Annotated in this window: 11 protein-coding genes; 5 read left to right on the top strand and 6 right to left on the bottom strand. The window is 69.9% G+C overall.

The window, feature by feature from the left end:
- Positions 1-8: 8 nt before the first annotated feature.
- Positions 9-5,525, top strand: a complete 5,517-nt coding sequence (locus tag H7J89_RS22210; protein WP_264046715.1) for an ATP-binding protein — start codon at positions 9-11, stop codon at positions 5,523-5,525.
- Here H7J89_RS22210 and H7J89_RS22205 read toward each other — a convergent pair.
- Positions 5,514-6,281 carry a 4'-phosphopantetheinyl transferase family protein gene (locus H7J89_RS22205; protein WP_264046713.1) on the bottom strand — a complete coding sequence of 256 codons (768 nt, stop codon included), beginning with the start codon at positions 6,279-6,281 and terminating at the stop codon, positions 5,514-5,516. The two genes, H7J89_RS22210 and H7J89_RS22205, sit on opposite strands and share 12 nt — an antisense overlap.
- A gap of 1 nt (position 6,282) precedes the next feature.
- Positions 6,283-7,035, bottom strand: coding sequence for an MBL fold metallo-hydrolase (locus H7J89_RS22200; RefSeq protein WP_264046711.1), 753 nt, complete (start codon positions 7,033-7,035; stop codon positions 6,283-6,285).
- A 45-nt stretch (positions 7,036-7,080) separates the two neighbouring features.
- Here H7J89_RS22200 and fgd point away from each other — a divergent pair, with 45 nt between their 5' ends.
- The 3 genes from fgd to H7J89_RS22185 are packed head-to-tail and all read left to right on the top strand — an operon-like array spanning position 7,081 to position 11,351.
- Positions 7,081-8,094 carry a glucose-6-phosphate dehydrogenase (coenzyme-F420) gene (gene fgd, locus H7J89_RS22195; RefSeq protein ID WP_066954562.1) on the top strand — a complete coding sequence of 338 codons (1,014 nt, stop codon included), beginning with the start codon at positions 7,081-7,083 and terminating at the stop codon, positions 8,092-8,094.
- Positions 8,095-8,107: 13 nt separating this feature from the next.
- Positions 8,108-10,201 carry a phosphate acetyltransferase gene (gene pta / locus H7J89_RS22190; RefSeq protein WP_264046708.1) on the top strand — a complete coding sequence of 698 codons (2,094 nt, stop codon included), beginning with the start codon at positions 8,108-8,110 and terminating at the stop codon, positions 10,199-10,201.
- Positions 10,194-11,351: an acetate kinase gene (locus tag H7J89_RS22185; RefSeq protein ID WP_264046891.1), complete on the top strand. Its 1,158-nt coding sequence runs from the start codon at positions 10,194-10,196 to the stop codon at positions 11,349-11,351. Before pta ends, H7J89_RS22185 begins: the two co-directional genes overlap by 8 nt.
- A 124-nt stretch (positions 11,352-11,475) precedes the next feature.
- On the opposite strand, the gene H7J89_RS22180 is transcribed toward H7J89_RS22185, so the two are convergent.
- The 3 genes from H7J89_RS22180 to glnX are packed head-to-tail and all read right to left on the bottom strand — an operon-like array spanning position 11,476 to position 16,051.
- On the bottom strand, positions 11,476-13,755 hold the full coding sequence (locus tag H7J89_RS22180) for a serine/threonine-protein kinase PknG (protein WP_264046706.1): 2,280 nt from the start codon (positions 13,753-13,755) through the stop codon (positions 11,476-11,478).
- The gene (locus H7J89_RS22175) at positions 13,755-14,735 is read right to left on the bottom strand and encodes a glutamate ABC transporter substrate-binding protein (RefSeq protein WP_264046703.1); all 981 of its coding nucleotides are present in this window, start codon (positions 14,733-14,735) and stop codon (positions 13,755-13,757) included. The genes H7J89_RS22180 and H7J89_RS22175 overlap by 1 nt, the downstream gene beginning before the upstream one ends.
- Positions 14,732-16,051: a protein kinase G-activating protein GlnX gene (glnX, locus tag H7J89_RS22170; protein ID WP_264046701.1), complete on the bottom strand. Its 1,320-nt coding sequence runs from the start codon at positions 16,049-16,051 to the stop codon at positions 14,732-14,734. The genes H7J89_RS22175 and glnX overlap by 4 nt, the downstream gene beginning before the upstream one ends.
- A 135-nt stretch (positions 16,052-16,186) precedes the next feature.
- On the opposite strand from glnX, the gene H7J89_RS22165 reads away from it, so the two are divergent.
- Positions 16,187-16,813 (top strand): NUDIX hydrolase, encoded by a 627-nt coding sequence (locus H7J89_RS22165; RefSeq protein ID WP_264046699.1) that lies wholly within the window; start codon positions 16,187-16,189, stop codon positions 16,811-16,813.
- On the opposite strand, the gene thiE is transcribed toward H7J89_RS22165, so the two are convergent.
- Complete coding sequence (gene thiE / locus H7J89_RS22160) at positions 16,785-17,456, bottom strand: thiamine phosphate synthase (RefSeq protein WP_264046697.1); 672 nt, start codon at positions 17,454-17,456, stop codon at positions 16,785-16,787. The two genes, H7J89_RS22165 and thiE, sit on opposite strands and share 29 nt — an antisense overlap.
- Between the last annotated feature and the right edge of the window lie 48 nt (positions 17,457-17,504).

The following is a 17,504-nucleotide window of genomic DNA, read 5'->3' as shown; positions in this document are numbered from 1 at the left end:
AGTTCGCTATGAACAACGAGATTCGCCGGCTTGCGATCGTCAACCGCGGTGAACCCGCGGTCCGCGCGCTGACCGCGGTGGCCGAACTCAATCAGGCCGGCGACCAACCGCCCATCCGGACCATCGTGTTCTATACGGACGCCGACGCCGACGCGTGGTACGTGCGCCAGGCCGACGAGGCCGTGCTGCTGGGGACCGCGACCTTCGCCGACCCGGCCGACGGCACCCGGCGGTCGCGCTACCTCGACCAGCCGGCGGTGATGGCGGCGCTGCGCGAGAGCGCGGCCGATGCCGTGTGGGTCGGGTGGGGATTCCTCGCCGAGCACGCGTCTTTCGCGCAGGCGTGCGAGGAGGCCGGCATCGTCTTCGTCGGGCCGGGCAGCGCCACCATCCGGCGGCTCGGGGACAAGGTGGCCGCCAAACGGCTCGCCGAGCAGGTGGACGTCCCGGTGGTGTGCTGGAGCGGCGGCCCGGTCGACGACGTGGCCCACGCCAGCGCACTCGCGACCGGGCTCGGCTATCCGCTGCTGGTCAAGGCGGCCGCCGGCGGGGGCGGCCGCGGGATCCGAACGGTTTACAGCGCCGCCGAACTCGCCGCGGCACTGCCGTCGGCGCGGGCCGAGGCGCAGCTGGCGTTCGGTGACCCGACGGTTTTCCTGGAGAAGCTCGTGCCGGCCGCCCGTCACGTCGAAGTGCAGGTGATCGCCGACCACTACGGCACCGTGTGGGCGGCAGGGGTCCGCGACTGCACCCTGCAGCGCCGCAGGCAGAAGGTGCTGGAGGAATCGGCGTCAACGGTGCTCGACGCCGCCGGGGAGCGGGCGATCCGCGAAGCGGCGGTACGCCTGGCCGCCGCGGCGGGCTACCGCAACGCCGGCACGGTCGAGTTCCTGGTCGACCCGGGCACCGGGGACTTCCTGTTCATGGAGGTCAACACCCGGCTGCAGGTCGAGCACCCGGTGACCGAGGTGACCACCGGGCTGGACCTGGTGAAGCTGCAGCTCCACGTGGCTCGGGGCGGGCGGCTGGTAGGCGCGCCGCCGCAGGTGTTCGGGCATGCGATCGAGGCCCGGGTATGCGCCGAGGACCCCGAGGAGGCGTTCACCCCCACGCCGGGCCGGTTGACCTGCCTGCGCCTGCCGACCGGCAACGGCATCCGCGTCGACGCGGGCGTGCGCGAAGGGGACCGGATCCCACCCGACTTCGACTCGATGATCGCCAAGATCGTCGCCTGGGGAAGTGATCGCACCGAGGCACTCGCCCGGCTGCGTCGCGCACTGCTCGACACCACGATCGTGGTGGAAGGCGGCACCACCAACCGCTCGTTCCTGCTGAGTTTGCTCAATCGACCGGAGGTGCGCGACGGGCGTTTCGACAACCACTGGCTGGACCGGCTGACCGCGGAGGCGGCGCACCTGCCCGCCCCGGACCCGGTCGCCCTGCTGGTCGCCGCCGTGGAGTCGTACGACCTTGAAGAGGCCGCCGAGCGGGCCGCGTTCCACGCCCGCGCCGCCCGCGGCGGTGCCGAAACCTCGGCAGAGGTGGGACACCGCTGCCGCCTGCGTTACCGGGGCCAGCGATACATCGTGGACGTTTACCGCACCGGTGTCCGTACCTACCGCGTCACCGGCGCCGGCGCCGCGGACGTCACGGTCTCCGACCGCGACGGATACGAGCGGCGGGTGGTGGTCGGCGGCGTGGCGCACCGGGTGCTGTCGGTGGTGGAAGGTGCCATCCTGCGTGTCGAGATCGACGGTGTCGCGCACACCGTGTCGCGCGACGACGGTGGCCTGGTGCGCAGCCCCGGGCCGGCGTTCGTGGTCTCGGTCCTCGTCGAGCCCGGTGACCAGGTCGTCGAGGGCGACCGGCTCGCCGTGCTGGAGAGCATGAAGATGGAAACCACTCTCACGGCGCCGTTCGCCGGCACCGTCGCCTCGGTCGAAGCCGGCGCGAACGTGCAGGTGGAAGCGGGAGCACCGGTGGTCCGCATCGCGACATCCGACACCCGTCAGCGCGTCGGCGCGGCCGCTGTCGACTTCACCGGCCTGCGGGTCGCGGAGCCACCCGGAACGCCGGCGTGCGAGCGCGTGTACGGCGCGCTGCGCTCCTATCTGCTCGGCTACGACCTGGATCCCACCTCGGTTCAGGCCATGCTGACCCGGCAGCGCCGGCTGGGCGAGATCGCGACCCCCACCGACCCCGACCTGCTGCGCTGCGAGGACAGCCTGCTGGACCTGTTCACCGACGTCGGTTCGCTGTACCGGCCGCGCGGCGAGGTCGAGCCGGAGGAGGCGCTCGTCGACGGCAGCACCCGGGAGTACCTGCTGTCGTTCCTGCAGTGGCTGGACGCGGACCGAGCCGGTCTGCCCGACTCGTATCGGCGCCGGCTGGAGCACGCGCTGTCGCGGTACGGGGTGCGCGGGCTGGAACGCACGCCCGAGCTCGAGGAAGCCGTTGTCTGGATGTTCCGCTCATTTCGCCGGGTCGGCGAGCTGGCCGGAGCGGTGACCGCCATCCTCGAGCGCCGACTCCGTTACCGCGCCGAGCTGGCGAAGGTGGCCGACCCCGAGATGCGGTCCCGGCTTGACCGGCTGGCGGCCATGCAGGGTCGGCAGCGCAACGTCGCGGACCTGGCTCGCGATGTGCGGTTCCACTACTTCGACGAGCCGCTGCTGGCGGCGACCGTCACCCACGAGTACTCCCGTGTGCAGCGCGATCTCGATGCGCTGCGGGACGATCCCGACGGCGCCCGCCGGTCCCGCCGGATCGACCGCCTCGTCGCATGCCCGCAGCCGCTGCGGGCCGAGCTGCTGCGGCGATGGCGTTCCAGCCGCGACCCGGGGCTGCACCGGGTATTGGCGGAGGTGTACATCCGCCGCTTCTACCGGATCCGGCGACTGCGCAACGTGGCCGCCGGCGAGCATGACGGTTGGATGTTGGGCAGCGCCGACTACGACTTCGAGAACAAGCACGTTCACCTGGTCACCGCGTACGCGCCCTGGGCGGAACTGCCCGAGCTGTCCGCGGCGATCGCCGGGCAGTTGCGGACCGCCGATCCCGATCGGCAGGTCGTGGTGGATTTGGAGCTGTGGCGGCACGGCGAGTCGGCGGATATCGACACCGTCATCGCGGAAGCCGAAAAGCTGCTTGCCGGATGCCATTTCGGGCGCCTCTTGTGGCGCCTGGATCTGACCGTGACAACCCTGGACGGGGCCGCACCGGAGCGCTTCCGCACCCACCACGTGACCTACCGGCAGCGGGACGGTCAATTCGTCGAGGACGCGCTCTATCGCAATCTGCATCCGATGCTGGCCAAGCGGCTCGAGTTATGGCGGCTGGCGAACTTCGAACTGCGGCGGCTGCGCTCGGCCGAAGACGTGTACGTGTTCCACGCGGTGGCCCACGACAATCCCACCGATCACCGGCTTTTCGCGCTCGCCGAAGTGCGTGACCTGACGCCGGTGCGGGCCGCGGGCGGCGCGGTGCGATACCCGCGCCTGGAGCTGATGGGTCTGCTCGCACTGTCGGCGATGCAGGAAGCGCTGACCACGTTCGAGGCGCGCAACCGGCCGGCCACCAACCGGATGGTGCTCTACGTGCGGCCCCCGTGGGAGGTTTCCCGCGCGGCGTGGGACGAACTGGCCGGATCGTTGGCACCGCTGGCGGTCGGCGCCGGGCTGGAGAAGGTGGTGCTGCGCGTGCGCTATCCCGACGGTCGCGATGCCGTGCTCGACCTGGAGGGCCTGGACGGGGGCATGACGATACGCGAACGCCCGCCGGACAAGCAACCCGTCCGCCCCTTGACGGCGTATCAGCAGAAGTTATTGCGCGCCAATCGCTTTGGCGCCCCCTATCCGTACGAGATCGTGCGGATGCTCACGCCTCCGCCCGGGGCCGTTTCGCGGTTTCCGGCCGGGCGGTTCGTCGAGCACGACCTGGACGAGCGAGGTGGCCTGGCGCCGGTGTCGCGGCCGTACGGGGACAACAGCGCCAACATCGTGGTCGGCTTGCTCAGCAACGACACCGAGAAAATCCCGGAGGGCATGACCCGGGTGGCGCTGTTCGGCGATCCGACCCGCGGGCTGGGCAACCTGGCCGAGCCGGAGTGCCGGCGCATCATCGCTGCGCTGGATCTGGCCGAGCGGATGCGGGTGCCGGTCGAGTGGTTCGCGCTGTCGTCCGGGGCGAAGATCGCGATGGATAGCGGCACGGAGAACATGGACTGGATTGCCGCCGTGCTGCGCCGCCTCATCGAGTTCACCCAGGCCGGCGGGGAGGTGAACATCGTCGTCACCGGGGTGAACGTGGGCGCCCAGCCGTACTGGAACGGCGAGTCGACGATGCTGATGCACACCCGGGGCATCCTGGTGATGACGCCGGCCAGCGCGATGGTGCTGACCGGTAAACAGGCACTGGACTTTTCCGGCGGGGTGTCCGCCGAAGACAACTTCGGTATCGGCGGTTTCGACCGCATCATGGGGCCCAACGGCCAGGGGCAGTATTGGGCTTCCACGCTGGCCGACGCCTGCGACATCCTGCTGCGCCACTACGAGTACACCTACGTGCCGCCCGGCGAGCGATGGCCGCGCCGGCGCACCACCACCGACCCGGTGGACCGTGACGTGCGATCCGCGCCGCACTGCGGGTGCGACATGGCGACGGTTGGCGAAATCTTCTCCGCCGACCACAATCCGGAGCGTAAGAAGCCGTTCGACATGCGCTCGGTGATGCGGGCCGCGGCCGACGCCGACTCCGCGCCGCTGGAACGCTGGAGCCATTGGCGCGGCGCGGAGACCGCGATCGTGTGGGACGCCCACATCGGCGGAATCCCGGTGTGCCTGCTCGGAATCGAGTCGCACACCGTGCCCCGCCGCGGATTCGTGCCCGCGGGCGGCCCCACCTCGTGGTCGTCGGGGACGCTGTTTCCCCAGTCGTCCCGCAAGCTCGCCCGCGCGATCAACGCGGCCAGCGGCAACCGCCCGGTCGTCGTGCTCGCGAACCTGTCCGGTTTCGACGGCTCGCCGGAGTCCATGCGCCGCTGGCAACTGGAGTACGGGGCTGAAATCGGCCGCGCGGTGACGAACTTCCGCGGCCCGATCGTCTTCGTCGTGGTGTCCCGCTACCACGGCGGCGCCTTCGTGGTGTTCTCGACGAAACTCAACGACCGGCTGGAGATCGCCGCCGTCGAGGGCTCGTTCGCCTCCGTGATCGGCGGTGCGCCGGCCGCCGCCACCGTCTTCGTCCGGGAGGTTCAGGCGCGCACCGATTCCGATCCCCGGGTCCGCGAGGCCGCCGAAACGGCCCGCGACGCAATGGTTTCCGATGCCGCGAGCGCACGGGCCCATCTCGCCGAGCTCAGGGCGGGGGTGCACGCGGAGAAGCTCAGCGAAGTGGCCGACGAGTTCGATCGCGTGCACACGGTCGAGCGCGCGCTGGCGGTCGGCTCGGTCAACCACATCATCACCGCCCGCGGGCTGCGGCCCTACCTCGTCGACGCCCTGGACCGGGGCATGTCAACCCTGTAGCGGCCGGTCGAGCCAAGAATGCCGCGGTTGGGCCGCCGCCAGCACGCCGGGAGCACCAAGGGCGACAGGCGGTTCGGCCGCCACCGCGGTCACCTCCGTGGCCACCGTGAGCACGAAACGACCGTCTCGCCGCCACCAGCCGGGAAACACCGTCCCCTCCGCGGCGCCCACCGACAGCTCGCCCCAGCCGTCACCGCGCGGAGCCGTCAGCGTCACCTCCAGGGAGCGGGTGTCCCGGCGCAGTCCGGTGCGCAACACCTTGAGCGCACTTTCCTTCGCGGACCAGATCAGGTTCGCGACCATGTCACGCTCTTCCCCGGCGGCGCGCGAGGCAACGAGTTCTTGCTCGGCCGCGGTGAGGAAGTCGAGCACGAAGCCGGGTGTGCGCGGCTCCACCAGCTCCAGGTCGCAGCCGACCGGCGACTCCGCGCCCTCGCCCGCCGGGCGCGCCACGCAGACCGCCCAACCCGCGCGGTCGGTGATCGACACCTCCAACCCGAGCGTGGTTCCCTCGACGCACACGTACGGGGCGCCGCTGGGCGCGTTGCGGATCTCGATGCCGGCGAGGGCCGCCGGGTCGGTGGGCCGGCCGGTCACTGCGGCGACGGCGTGCTTGGCGACCAACCGCCGCAGCAGATATTCGGTGCGCCGCTTGGTAAACCGCAGCGCGGCCAGGCTGGCCGCCTCCGCGGGCGCCAGCCATCGTTCACCGGCGGGCAGGTCGTCCTCGCCCATGGCGAGCCAGCCAGCTTCCACCTCATCCCCCGCGGGCAAGCGCGGTCGCGCGGTCGGTGGCTTCGCGGATCGGACCGCGCCACAAGTCGCCGTGGCCGGGCGCCAGCGTCTCGGTCTCCAGGAGGGCCAACGCGGCCAGGCTGCGGACGCAATCGTCCTGGCTGTGGCTGAACACCGCCGGCAGCAGCTGCGGCCCACCGCGACGCAGCAACGGATGGCCGGTGATCAGCGCGTCGCCACTGGCCAGCACCCCGTCCACCAGATACGAGCAATGCCCGCCGGTGTGTCCCGGGGTGGGAATGGCCATCGGGCGGCCCGGCAGACCGGCGGCCAGCTCGGCGGTCAGCGGCCGGGTGGACGGGATGCCGTCGCGGATCAGGCCGCCGCTGCGCACCACGTGCAGACCCCACACCGCCCATCGGGGTCGCCAAATGCGAAGTGCGACATCGAAGATCGAGACCTGCTCCAGATACTCGCGCTTCGCGTGCCCCACTTCGTCCGCGTGGCAGTACACATTCGTGCCGTAGGTGCTGGCGAACCAGATCGCCGAGCCCAGGTGGTCGATGTGGGCGTGCGTCAGCAGGATGGCGCGCACGTCGCCGGCGTCGTAGCCCAGCTCCCGCAGCGAGGCGAGCACGTCGTCGCGGTCCCCGGGATAGCCGGCGTCGATCAGCATCACGCCGGTGCCGTCGGCGACCACCGTCCAGTTCACGGCGTGACCCTGAGCGAGGTACACCGTGTCGGTGACTTGAACGAGAGTCGGCGCCGGTCCCATGCCCGCGAGTTTAGAAGCGTTCGCCCCGAGGAGTAGAAATGACCCGTGGCTGAACTGAAACTTGGATACAAAGCGTCCGCCGAGCAATTCGCACCTCGTGAGCTCGTCGAACTGGCCGTGGCCGCCGAAGGCCACGGCATGGACAGCGCTACCGTCAGCGACCATTTCCAGCCGTGGCGGCACGAGGGCGGGCATGCGCCGTTCTCGCTGGCCTGGATGACGGCGGTCGGGGAGCGGACCGAACGGATCGTGCTGGGCACCTCGGTGCTCACCCCGACGTTCCGATACAACCCCGCGGTGATCGCGCAGGCGTTCGCCACCATGGCCTGCCTGTACCCGAACCGGATCTTCCTGGGCGTCGGCACCGGAGAGGCGTTGAACGAGATCGCCACCGGCTACGAGGGCGACTGGCCGGAGTTCAAGGAGCGCTTCGCCCGGCTACGCGAATCGGTGCGGTTGATGCGGGAGTTGTGGCGCGGTGACCGCGTCGACTTCGACGGCGAGTACTACCGCCTCAAGGGCGCCTCGATCTACGACGTGCCGGAGGGTGGCGTGCCCATCTACATCGCCGCCGGCGGCCCGGCGGTGGCCAAATACGCGGGCCGCGCGGGTGACGGCTTCATCTGCACGTCCGGCAAGGGCGAAGAGCTCTATAAGGACAAGCTGATCCCGGCGGTGAAGGAGGGAGCGGCCGCCGCGGAGCGCAACGTCGACGACGTCGACAAGATGATCGAGATCAAGATCTCCTACGACCCGGATCCCGAGCTGGCGCTGGAGAACACGCGGTTCTGGGCGCCGCTGTCGTTGACCGCCGAGCAGAAGCACAGCATCGACGACCCGATCGAGATGGAGAAGGCGGCCGACGCGCTGCCGATCGAGCAGGTCGCCAAGCGCTGGATCGTGGCGTCGGACCCCGACGAGGCCGTGGAGAAGGTGGCCCAGTACGTGGGATGGGGCCTGAACCACTTGGTGTTTCACGCGCCCGGCCACGACCAGCGTCGCTTCCTGGAGCTGTTCGAGAAGGACCTCGCGCCCAGGCTGCGCAGGCTGGCCTCATAGGGCGGCGTTCAGCGTGACCGAGGCCTCCCGGCCGGATTCCCAACCCTCCGCGATCTACATCGCGGCGCCCGAGGGGGACACCGGCAAGTCGGCGATCGCGCTGGGGATCATGCACCACCTCGCCGCGACCGTGGCCAAGGTCGGGGTGTTCCGGCCGATCGCCCGGTTCGGCGAAGACCGCGACTACATCCTCGAGCTGCTGCTGGCGCACAGCACCGCCGGCCTGCCCTACGAGCGGTGCGTGGGCGTGACCTATCAGGAGTTGCACGCCGACCGCGACGCCGCGCTCGCCGACATCGTCGACCGGTACCACGCGATGGCCGAAGCGTGCGACGCGGTGGTGATCGTCGGCAGTGACTACACCGATGTCGCCAGCCCCGCTGAGCTTTCCGTCAACGCCCGGATCGCGGTCAACCTCGGCGCACCGGTGCTGCTGGTGGTGCGGGCCAAGGGGCGCACCGCCGAGGACGTCGTGCATGTCGTGCAGGGGTGTCTGGACGAGTTGGCCGCCCAGCACGCTCACACCGCGGCGGTGGTGGCCAACCGTTGCGAGCCATCGCAGATGAGCGCGGTGGCCGAGGCGCTGCGCACGTTCGCTCCGCAGAGTTACGTGCTGCCGAACGAGCCGCTGCTGCCCGCCCCCGCGGTCTCAGACCTGCAGAAGGCGGTGAACGGAACGCTGGTCAGCGGTGACACCGCACTGATGGGGCGTGAAGTGCTGGGCGTGATGGTCGCGGGGATGACCGCCGACCACGTGCTGGAACGGCTGTCAGACGGGGTGGCGGTCATCGCCCCCGGTGACCGCTCGGACGTGGTGCTGGCGGTCGCCAGCGCCCATGCGGCTGAAGGCTTTCCGTCCCTGTCCTGCATGGTCCTCAACGGTGGGTTCGAGCTGCATCCGTCGATCAGCGCTCTGGTGGCCGGCCTGCGGCTTCGGCTGCCCATCGTCACCACCAAGCTGGGCACCTACGATACGGCCAGCGCCGCGGCATCGGCTCGCGGCCGGGTGACGGCCACCTCGCAGCGCAAGATCGACACCGCGCTGGAGCTGATGGACCGCTACGTCGATATCGGGGACATGTTGGCGCAGCTCGCCATTCCGATCCCGACCGTGACCACGCCACAGATGTTCACCCACCGCCTGCACCTGCTGGCCCGCGCGGATCGCAAGCGGATCGTGCTCCCCGAAGGCGACGACGACCGTATCCTCAAGTCGGCCGGGCGGCTGCTGCAGCGCCAGATCGCCGACCTGACGATCCTCGGCGATGAAGCCGGAATCCGTTTGCGTGCAGCGGAACTCGGTGTGGACCTCGGTGATGCGAAGGTGATCGACCCGCGCACCAGCGAATTGCGCTATCAATTCGCCGACCAGTACGCCGAGTTGCGCAAGGCAAAGGGGATCACGGTCGAGCACGCCCGCGAGATCATGTGCGACGCCACATACTTCGGCACCATGATGGTGCACAACGGCATGGTCGACGGAATGGTGTCCGGCGCGGCGCACACCACCGCGCACACCGTTCGGCCGGCCTTCGAAATCATCAAGACCATCCCCGACGTCTCCACCGTCTCCAGCGTTTTCTTCATGTGCCTGCCCGACCGGGTGCTGGCCTACGGTGACTGTGCGATCGTCCCCAACCCGACGCCGGAACAGCTGGCCGACATCGCCATCTCGTCGTCGCGCACCGCCGCGCAATTCGGCATCGAGCCGCGGGTGGCCATGCTGTCCTATTCCACCGGCGATTCCGGTGCCGGAGCCGATGTGGACAAGGTGAGGGCGGCAACGGAATTGGTGCGCTCCCGGGCGCCGGAGCTGCCCGTCGAGGGTCCGATCCAGTACGACGCCGCGATTGAGCCGTCGGTCGCGGCCGCCAAGCTGCGCGACTCGCCGGTGGCCGGCCGCGCCACCGTGCTGATCTTTCCCGACCTCAACACCGGGAACAACACCTACAAGGCGGTGCAGCGCAGTGCGGGGGCGATCGCGATAGGGCCGGTGCTGCAGGGCTTACGCAAGCCGGTGAACGATTTGTCCAGGGGTGCGTTGGTCGAAGACATCGTGAATACGGTTGCCATCACCGCGATTCAGGCGCAGGGTGGCCGTGGTTAACGCCAACCGGACTGTCCTGGTGATCAACTCCGGCTCGTCGTCGCTGAAATACCAGTTGGTCGAACCCGACTCCGGCGAGGCCCTGGCGACGGGCAACGTCGAACGGATCGGGGAGGAGTCGTCCCCGGTTCGCGACCACGACACGGCGCTGCGGCAAGCGTTCGACGCGCTGTCCGAGCAGGGCATCGACCTACGCGATTGTGATTTGGTGGCGGTGGGCCACCGGGTCGTGCACGGCGGCCAGACGTTCTATAAGCCCACACCGGTGGACGACGCGGTGCTCGACAAGCTGGACGAATTGTCGGAATTGGCGCCGCTGCACAATCCCCCCGCGGTCAAAGGGATCGAGGTGGCGCGCAAGCTGCTTCCGGACGTTCCGCATATCGCGGTCTTCGACACGGCGTTCTTCCATGACATGCCGCCCGCGGCCGCGACCTATGCCATCGACCGCGGCCTGGCCGAACGCTGGCGGATCCGCCGCTATGGGTTCCACGGCACGTCGCACCGGTATGTCAGCGAGCAGGCCGCCGCCTTCCTGGGCCGGCCCCTGCGCGGCCTGAAACAGATTGTGCTGCATCTGGGTAACGGCTGCTCTGCCTCGGCGATCGCCGGGACGCGGCCCCTCGACACGTCGATGGGCCTGACGCCGCTGGAGGGCCTGGTGATGGGCACCCGCAGCGGTGACATCGACCCCAGCATCGTCAGTTATCTCTGCCACACCGCGGAGATGGGCGTCGACGAGGTCGAGTCCATGCTCAACCAGCGGTCGGGGATGCTGGGCCTGTCCGGCGAGCGTGACTTCCGCCGGCTGCGCACCATGATCGAATCGGGCGACGACGCAGCCCAATTGGCCTACGGCGTGTTCACTCACCGGCTGCGCAAGTACATCGGCGCCTACCTGGCGGTGCTCGGGCACACCGATGTCATCACCTTCACCGCCGGCATCGGGGAAAACGATGCGGCGGTGCGCCGCGACGCGGTGGCCGGGCTGGAGGAGTTGGGCATCGTGCTCGACGAACGCCGCAACCTCGGCGGCGGCAAGGGCGCCCGGCAGATCTCCGCCGAGGCGTCGCCGATAGCCGTGCTGGTGATACCCACCAACGAAGAACTCGCCATCGCCCGCGAGTGCGTTGCCGCGCTGACCTGTTGAGCGTGCGGTCACGGCTTTGAGTGTGCGCTGAGGGCGGGGCCTGACGGCGTGTCGCCGCCCTGGACGCACGCTCGACGCCAGGGAAGAAAGATGCGAGGGAGAGACCCCCGGGAGAGCCGACGATCTAGAACGTGCTCGTGGGCCGCACTCTGTTCGCCATGTCCACCAACGCGTAGCGGTGGCGTTGGGTGGGCGCGACCCGGGCCAGGTTGCGCAGCGCGGCCTCGACGCCCAGCCGCAGCCCGTGCTCGGTGAACGGGAAACCCAGGATGTGGTTGGTGCTGGCCTTGTTGTCCTCCAGCCAGTCCATAGCGCAGCCGAGCACCAGCGCGCGGATCTGCAGCACGCGTGGTTCGGTTGGCGGCAGCGCCTCCACGCGCCGGGCAGCGTCGCGGATGTCCTCCTCGCTGATCTCGCTCTTCGTCCGCCCGGACAGCAGGGTCACCGCACTCGTCAGCCGCGCGGTGGTGAAATGCCTTGAGGTGGGCGGCACTTCGTCCAGCGTGCGCACCGCGCCGGCGCGATCACCCTCGGCGGACAGCCATCTCGCCAGGCCGAAGGCCGCCGAGATCACCCCGTCGTTGGTCTTCCACACCGTCTGGTAGTACTTCTGCTCGTCGACGTTGCCGGCCAGCTCGGCGGTGGCGGCCAGCGCCAATTTCGGCGCCAGTTCGCCGGGGAAGGTGTCCAGCACCTCGGTGAAATGCATTGTGGCGGAATCATAGTCGCCGGTGAGCAGCTCGGCGACGGCCTTGTACCAGACCAGCCGCCACTGCCAGCCCACCCGCTCGGCCAGGTCGTCCAGCTTGCGGGTGGCCTTGGCCACGTCTCCCAGGTCCAGCAGCGCGCGAACCTCCATCAGCGGCAACTCGGTCGACTCGGACACCTCGACGCCGTCGGCGTCCAGCGTGCCGTGGCGGGCCGCGCGCAACGAGTCGAGGGTTTGCACCGGTTGGGAGAGCACCGTGGCCTGCAGGACGGGGGCGGCGACGTCGGCCGGGTCGACCAGCGGCACCTGCAGCGCCGTGACGATCTCGCGGGCCGTCAGGCGCTCCGAGTGGACCTGGCCGTCCAGGTAGACGTCGGTGTGCGCGACCAGCAGGTCTACCCCGAACGTCGAGCGGCTCGGGCTGAAGATCGTCGACAGACCGGGTCGCGGCACGCCGGTGTCCTGGGCGACCACCTCCCGCAGCACGCCCATCAGCTGGGCGGACAGCTCCTCGGTGCTGGCGAACCGGCGCCGCGGGTCGGGGTCGGTGGCGCGGCGCAGCAACCGGCGGTACGAGTCGTAGGTCTTCAGCACCGGGTCGTCTTCGGGCAGGCCGTCGACGTAACGGCCATTACGGGTTGGCATGTTCACCGTCAGCGCCGCGAGGGTGCGCCCCACGGTGTAGATGTCGGTCGCGACCGTCGGGCCGGTCCGCACGATCTCCGGCGCCTGGAAGCCCGGCGTGCCGTACAGGTAGCCGAACGAGTTGACCCGCGACACCGCGCCAAGGTCGATCAGCTTCAGCTGCTCCTCGGTGAGCATGATGTTCTCCGGCTTGAGGTCGTTGTAGACCAAGCCGATCGAGTGCAGATAGGTCAGCGCCGGCAAAATCTCCAGCAGGTAGGCGATGGCCTCCGCGACGGGCAGCTTCCTGTCCTTGCCGTGCTTGAGCGGCTGCCCACCGATGTACTCCATGACGATGTAGCCGACCGGGTTGCCGGCGCGGTCCTTGTGCTCGACGAAGTTGAAGATCTGCACGATCTGCGGGTGAACCACCTCGGCCAGGAACTGCCGCTCGGCCATCGCGATCGCCTGGGCCTCCGCGTCACCGGAGTGCACCAGGCCTTTGAGCACCACCGGGCGGTCGTTGACGTTGTGGTCGACCGCCAGATACACCCACCCCAGGCCGCCGTGCGCGATGCAGCCTTTGACCTCGTACTGGCCGGCGACGATGTCACCCGGATTCAGCTGTGGCAGAAACGAATACGGGCTGCCGCACGCGGGGCACCAACCCTCCGACTTGCCCTTGCCCTCCTTGCCCGACCGGCCGACCGGTTTCCCGCAGTTCCAGCAGAACCGCTTGCCCTCCGGCACCACCGGGCTGGTCATCAGGGCCTCGAGCGGGTCGATGTCGCGCACCCGCGGAATCTCGACCAGGCCGCCACCAAGGTGCCTGACCGGTGGCAGCACCCGCGTCCCCACCGTCACCCGGTCTTGCTGATCGCTGTCCAGCGTGCCCAGCGAGATGTGCGGAAAGTCGTCGTCGTCATCGTCGAAGTCGGGCCGGAACAGCGCCTGGGTGGCCTGGATGCGCCCCGTCGTCGGGCCGCCGCCCTGCGTGTCCGGCGGTTGGGTGCCCGGGCTCACGTCTTCGGGGCCGGATTCCGGCTGTTCGGTGCTCTCTGACTCGGTCATCAGTCCGAGTACCTCGGCGTGGGTGGGGCGGGTGCCGGCCCCAGTACGGTTAACCACTTGCGGTACAACGTGTTCCACGTGCCGTCCCGGCGGATCCGCTCCAGCGTGCCGTTGACGAACCGCACCAGCGGCGTGTTGGTGAGGTTGACCCCGATGCCGTAGGGCTGGGTCGCCATGTTCGGGCCGACGATGTGCAGGTAGGGGTCCTCTTCGACCAGCCCGGCCAGGATCGAGTCGTCGGTGCTGACGGCGTCGATCTCGCGCTGCTGCATCGCCACCAGGCAGTCGGCCCAGTTCACCACCGACACCACGATCGGCGGCGGGTCGATCTGGCGGATCCGGTGCAGCGACGTCGTGCCCTTGGCCACGCAGACCCGCTTGCCGGACAGGTCGCCCACCTTGGCGATCGGGGAATCGCGCGGGGCCAGGATGCGCTGGTTGGCGTCGAGGTAGACGGTCGAGAAGTTGACCTCCTTGCGCCGCTCGCAGGTGATCGTCATGGTCTTGACCACCACGTCGACCTCGGAGTTCTGCAGCGCGGTGACGCGCTCGTCGGACGACAGGATGCGGTATTCGACGTGCGACGGGGCGCCGAAGATGTCGCGGGCGATCTCCCCGGCGATGTCGACGTCGAAACCGGTGATCTCGCCGGTGATCGGGTCGCGGAAGCTGAACAGGTTGCTGCCGATGTCGAGCCCGACGATCAGCCGGCCGCGGGCGCGGATGTCGGCGACGGCGGCGTCCGCCTCGGCCTTGGTGGGGAAGGGCCGCAGGCTCGCGGTCAGGTCGCAACTCTGGCTGGCGTCGTCGGCCGGCAGCGGCGGCTCCGGCGGCAACTGCTGCATGCCGACCGGGGTGGGCGGCGGCAGTGTCGGCACGTTGGCCACCGTCATCGATTCAGTGTGCGAGCACCCCGCGACCGCGGCCACCGCGGCGAGCGCGGCGCCCGCCCGCCGCAACCGGCCCGGCCGCGTCGTCATCGATACTCTCTCAGCCGGGGCCACAGGCCCAGGGCCACCGCGATGGCGGCGCCGAGGCTGAGCACCACGCCGCCCACCTGGGCGCCGGACAGCCCGCTGCGCGCGCTCAGGACGTCGTTGCGCAGGTGGGTGCGGCTCTGGTCGATGGCCTTGACCAACTGGTCCTCGAGCTTGTCGAAGGCCGGCGTGGAGTCGTCCTCGCTGCTGCCGAGGGCCACCTGCGTGGCCGCCCGGTAGTTACCCACCGAGATGTAGGAGGTGATCCGGTCGTTGGCCTGCCGCCAGCGCAGCAGCAGCTGGTCGGCCCCCTCCAGATCGGGCTTGTCGACGGCGTCGCTGCGGACCATGTACTGGTCGAGCTGGGAGTGCATGGAGTCGATGCGCTGATAGAACGACTGCTTGCGCTTCTCCTCGTCCCCGCGGCGGATCAGCGATAGCGTCTCGTCGGCGCGGGCCTGCTGGGCGGTGATCGCGACGTTGGTCACGATCCGCAGCGAGTCCGCGGCGGTGTTCTTGGCGCTACGGCTGGCGGCCGTGGAGATCGTTAGCGCAGTTCCGACCCATACCACCATGACGAGAATAGCGAGGCCGCCAACGACCAGCCCCGGGTTGATCCGGCGGCGGGTGCGCCGGGCCAGCCACCGGTGGGAGAAGGCGCCAAAGACCGCGGTCGCGGTGACCACCAGGATGACCGGCGCCGGAATCTGGGTGGACGCGGTGGTTTCCGCGTCCACCCGCTCCGACGTCGCCTGATACAGCTGCGCCGCGTCGGGCAGGATCGTCGACTGCATCAGCCCCGAGGCCTCCGACAGGTACGACGAACCGACCGGGTTGCCCTCCCGGTTGTTGGTGCGCGCGATTTCGATCAGGCCGGTGTAGACGGCCAGCTCGGCGTTGATCCGGCCGAGCAGCTGCACCAGCGGTTCGTCGGTGAGCCCGCTGGACGCCCGGGTGACCGCCACCGCCGCGTCGGTGATGGCTTGCTCGTACCGCTGCCGGACGGGCTGCGGCTCGGCCTCGGCGATGAACGCGGTGGCCGCCGCGGCGTCGGCCACCGAGAGGGTGGTGTAGAGCCGTCCGGCGGCGAACGACAGCGGCTCGGTGTGGTTGAGCACCGTGGTCAGCACCTGCTGCCGGTGGTTGATCGTGGTCGAGGTGGCGAAGGCGCAGATGCCGCCGAGCACCGCCAGCACGATTCCGATGCTCAGGATGCGACCGGGTGTGGTGGAGACGAACCACCAGCGCGGATGGGCTGGTTCGGCCGGCGACCGCGACCCCTGCGGTTCCGTCGACGGGTGCGCCAGCTCAACCGTCACGTCGAATCAGCCCTCATCTTTCGCCGGCCACTGGAACGCTGCACCAAACTCTATAAGCGAATTCTAAGAGAATGTTGCGGCGGATGGGTGGAGGCAGACCAATTGACCAGCCGATCACGTGCATATCCTGAACGCGTGCAGGGCGACGGTGACGGCTGGGTGGTTTCCGACAGCGGCGCCCACTATTGGGGCCGTTTCGGCGCGGCGGGTCTGTTGCTGCGGGCCCCGCGGCCGGACGGCACCCCCGCGGTGCTGCTGCAGCATCGCGCCGTGTGGAGCCATCAGGGCGGGACCTGGGGCCTGCCGGGCGGGGCCCGCGACAGCCACGAGACGCCGGAGGAGACCGCGGTGCGCGAGGCGCACGAGGAGGCCGGTCTGCCGGGCGAGCTGGTGACCGTGCGGTCGACGGTGGTCACCGCCGAGGTCGCCGGGCTCGGCGGCGGGCGCTGGACCTACACCACGGTCGTCGCCGACGCGGCCGAGCAGCTGCACACCGTGCCCAACCGGGAGAGCGCCGAGATGCGCTGGGTCGCCGAGGAGCGGGTGGCCGAGTTGCCGCTGCATCCCGGCTTCGCGGCGAGCTGGCAACGGCTGCGCACCGCCCCGGCGCTGGTGCCGCTGGGCCAGGGCGACGAACGACGGCGTCACCTGCCGCGCACGATCGAGATCGAGGCCGGCGTCTTCGTCTGGTGCATGCCGGGGGACGCTGACGAGGCGCCGCTCCATCCCCGCATCAACTCCCTGCTGCAAGCGCTGAACTGAGCCGCTGCGCCGCGGCCCGCGGGTCGGTGGCCGCCGTGATCGCGCGCACCACCACGATCCGCCGGGCGCCGGCTTCGAGCACCTCGGGCAGTCGCCGCTCGTCGATGCCGCCGATCGCGAACCAGGGCTTCTCGCCGCCGAGGTTGGCGGCCGCCCGCACCAGCCCCAGGCCCGGCGCTTCGCGGTCCGGTTTGGTCGGGGTGGGCCAGCACGGGCCGACGCAGAAATAGTCAGCCGCGCCCTCGGCGGCCGCGGCGGCCTGGTCGGAGTCGTGGCTGGACAGGCCGAGCAGCGTGTCGGGGCCGACGATGTCGCGGGCCGCTCCCAGCGGCAGGTCGCCCTGCCCCAGGTGCAGCACGTCGGCACCCGCGACCCGGGCGATGTCCGCCCGGTCATTGACCGCGAACAGGGCGCCGTGCCGACGGGCCGCGTCGGCCAGGATCTCGCACGCCGCCAGCTCGTCGCGCGCCTCGAGGGCCCCGAACCGCTGCTCACCGGGCGACCCCTTGTCGCGCAGCTGGATGATGTCGACCCCGCCGGCCAGCGCGGCGTCGGCGAACTCGGCCAAATCGCCGCGTTCGCGGCGCGCGTCGGTGCACAGATACAGCCGCGCGGCCGCCAGGCGGATAACTCGCTGATGCACACCGCGACGCTAGCGCGCTAGCGTGGGAGCCGAAGAACGTACAGACAC

This window comes from Mycobacterium paraffinicum (genome assembly GCF_025822865.1).
GTDB classification, from domain to species: Bacteria; Actinomycetota; Actinomycetes; order Mycobacteriales; family Mycobacteriaceae; genus Mycobacterium; species Mycobacterium paraffinicum.
This window is presented reverse-complemented; position numbering and strand designations above follow the sequence as displayed.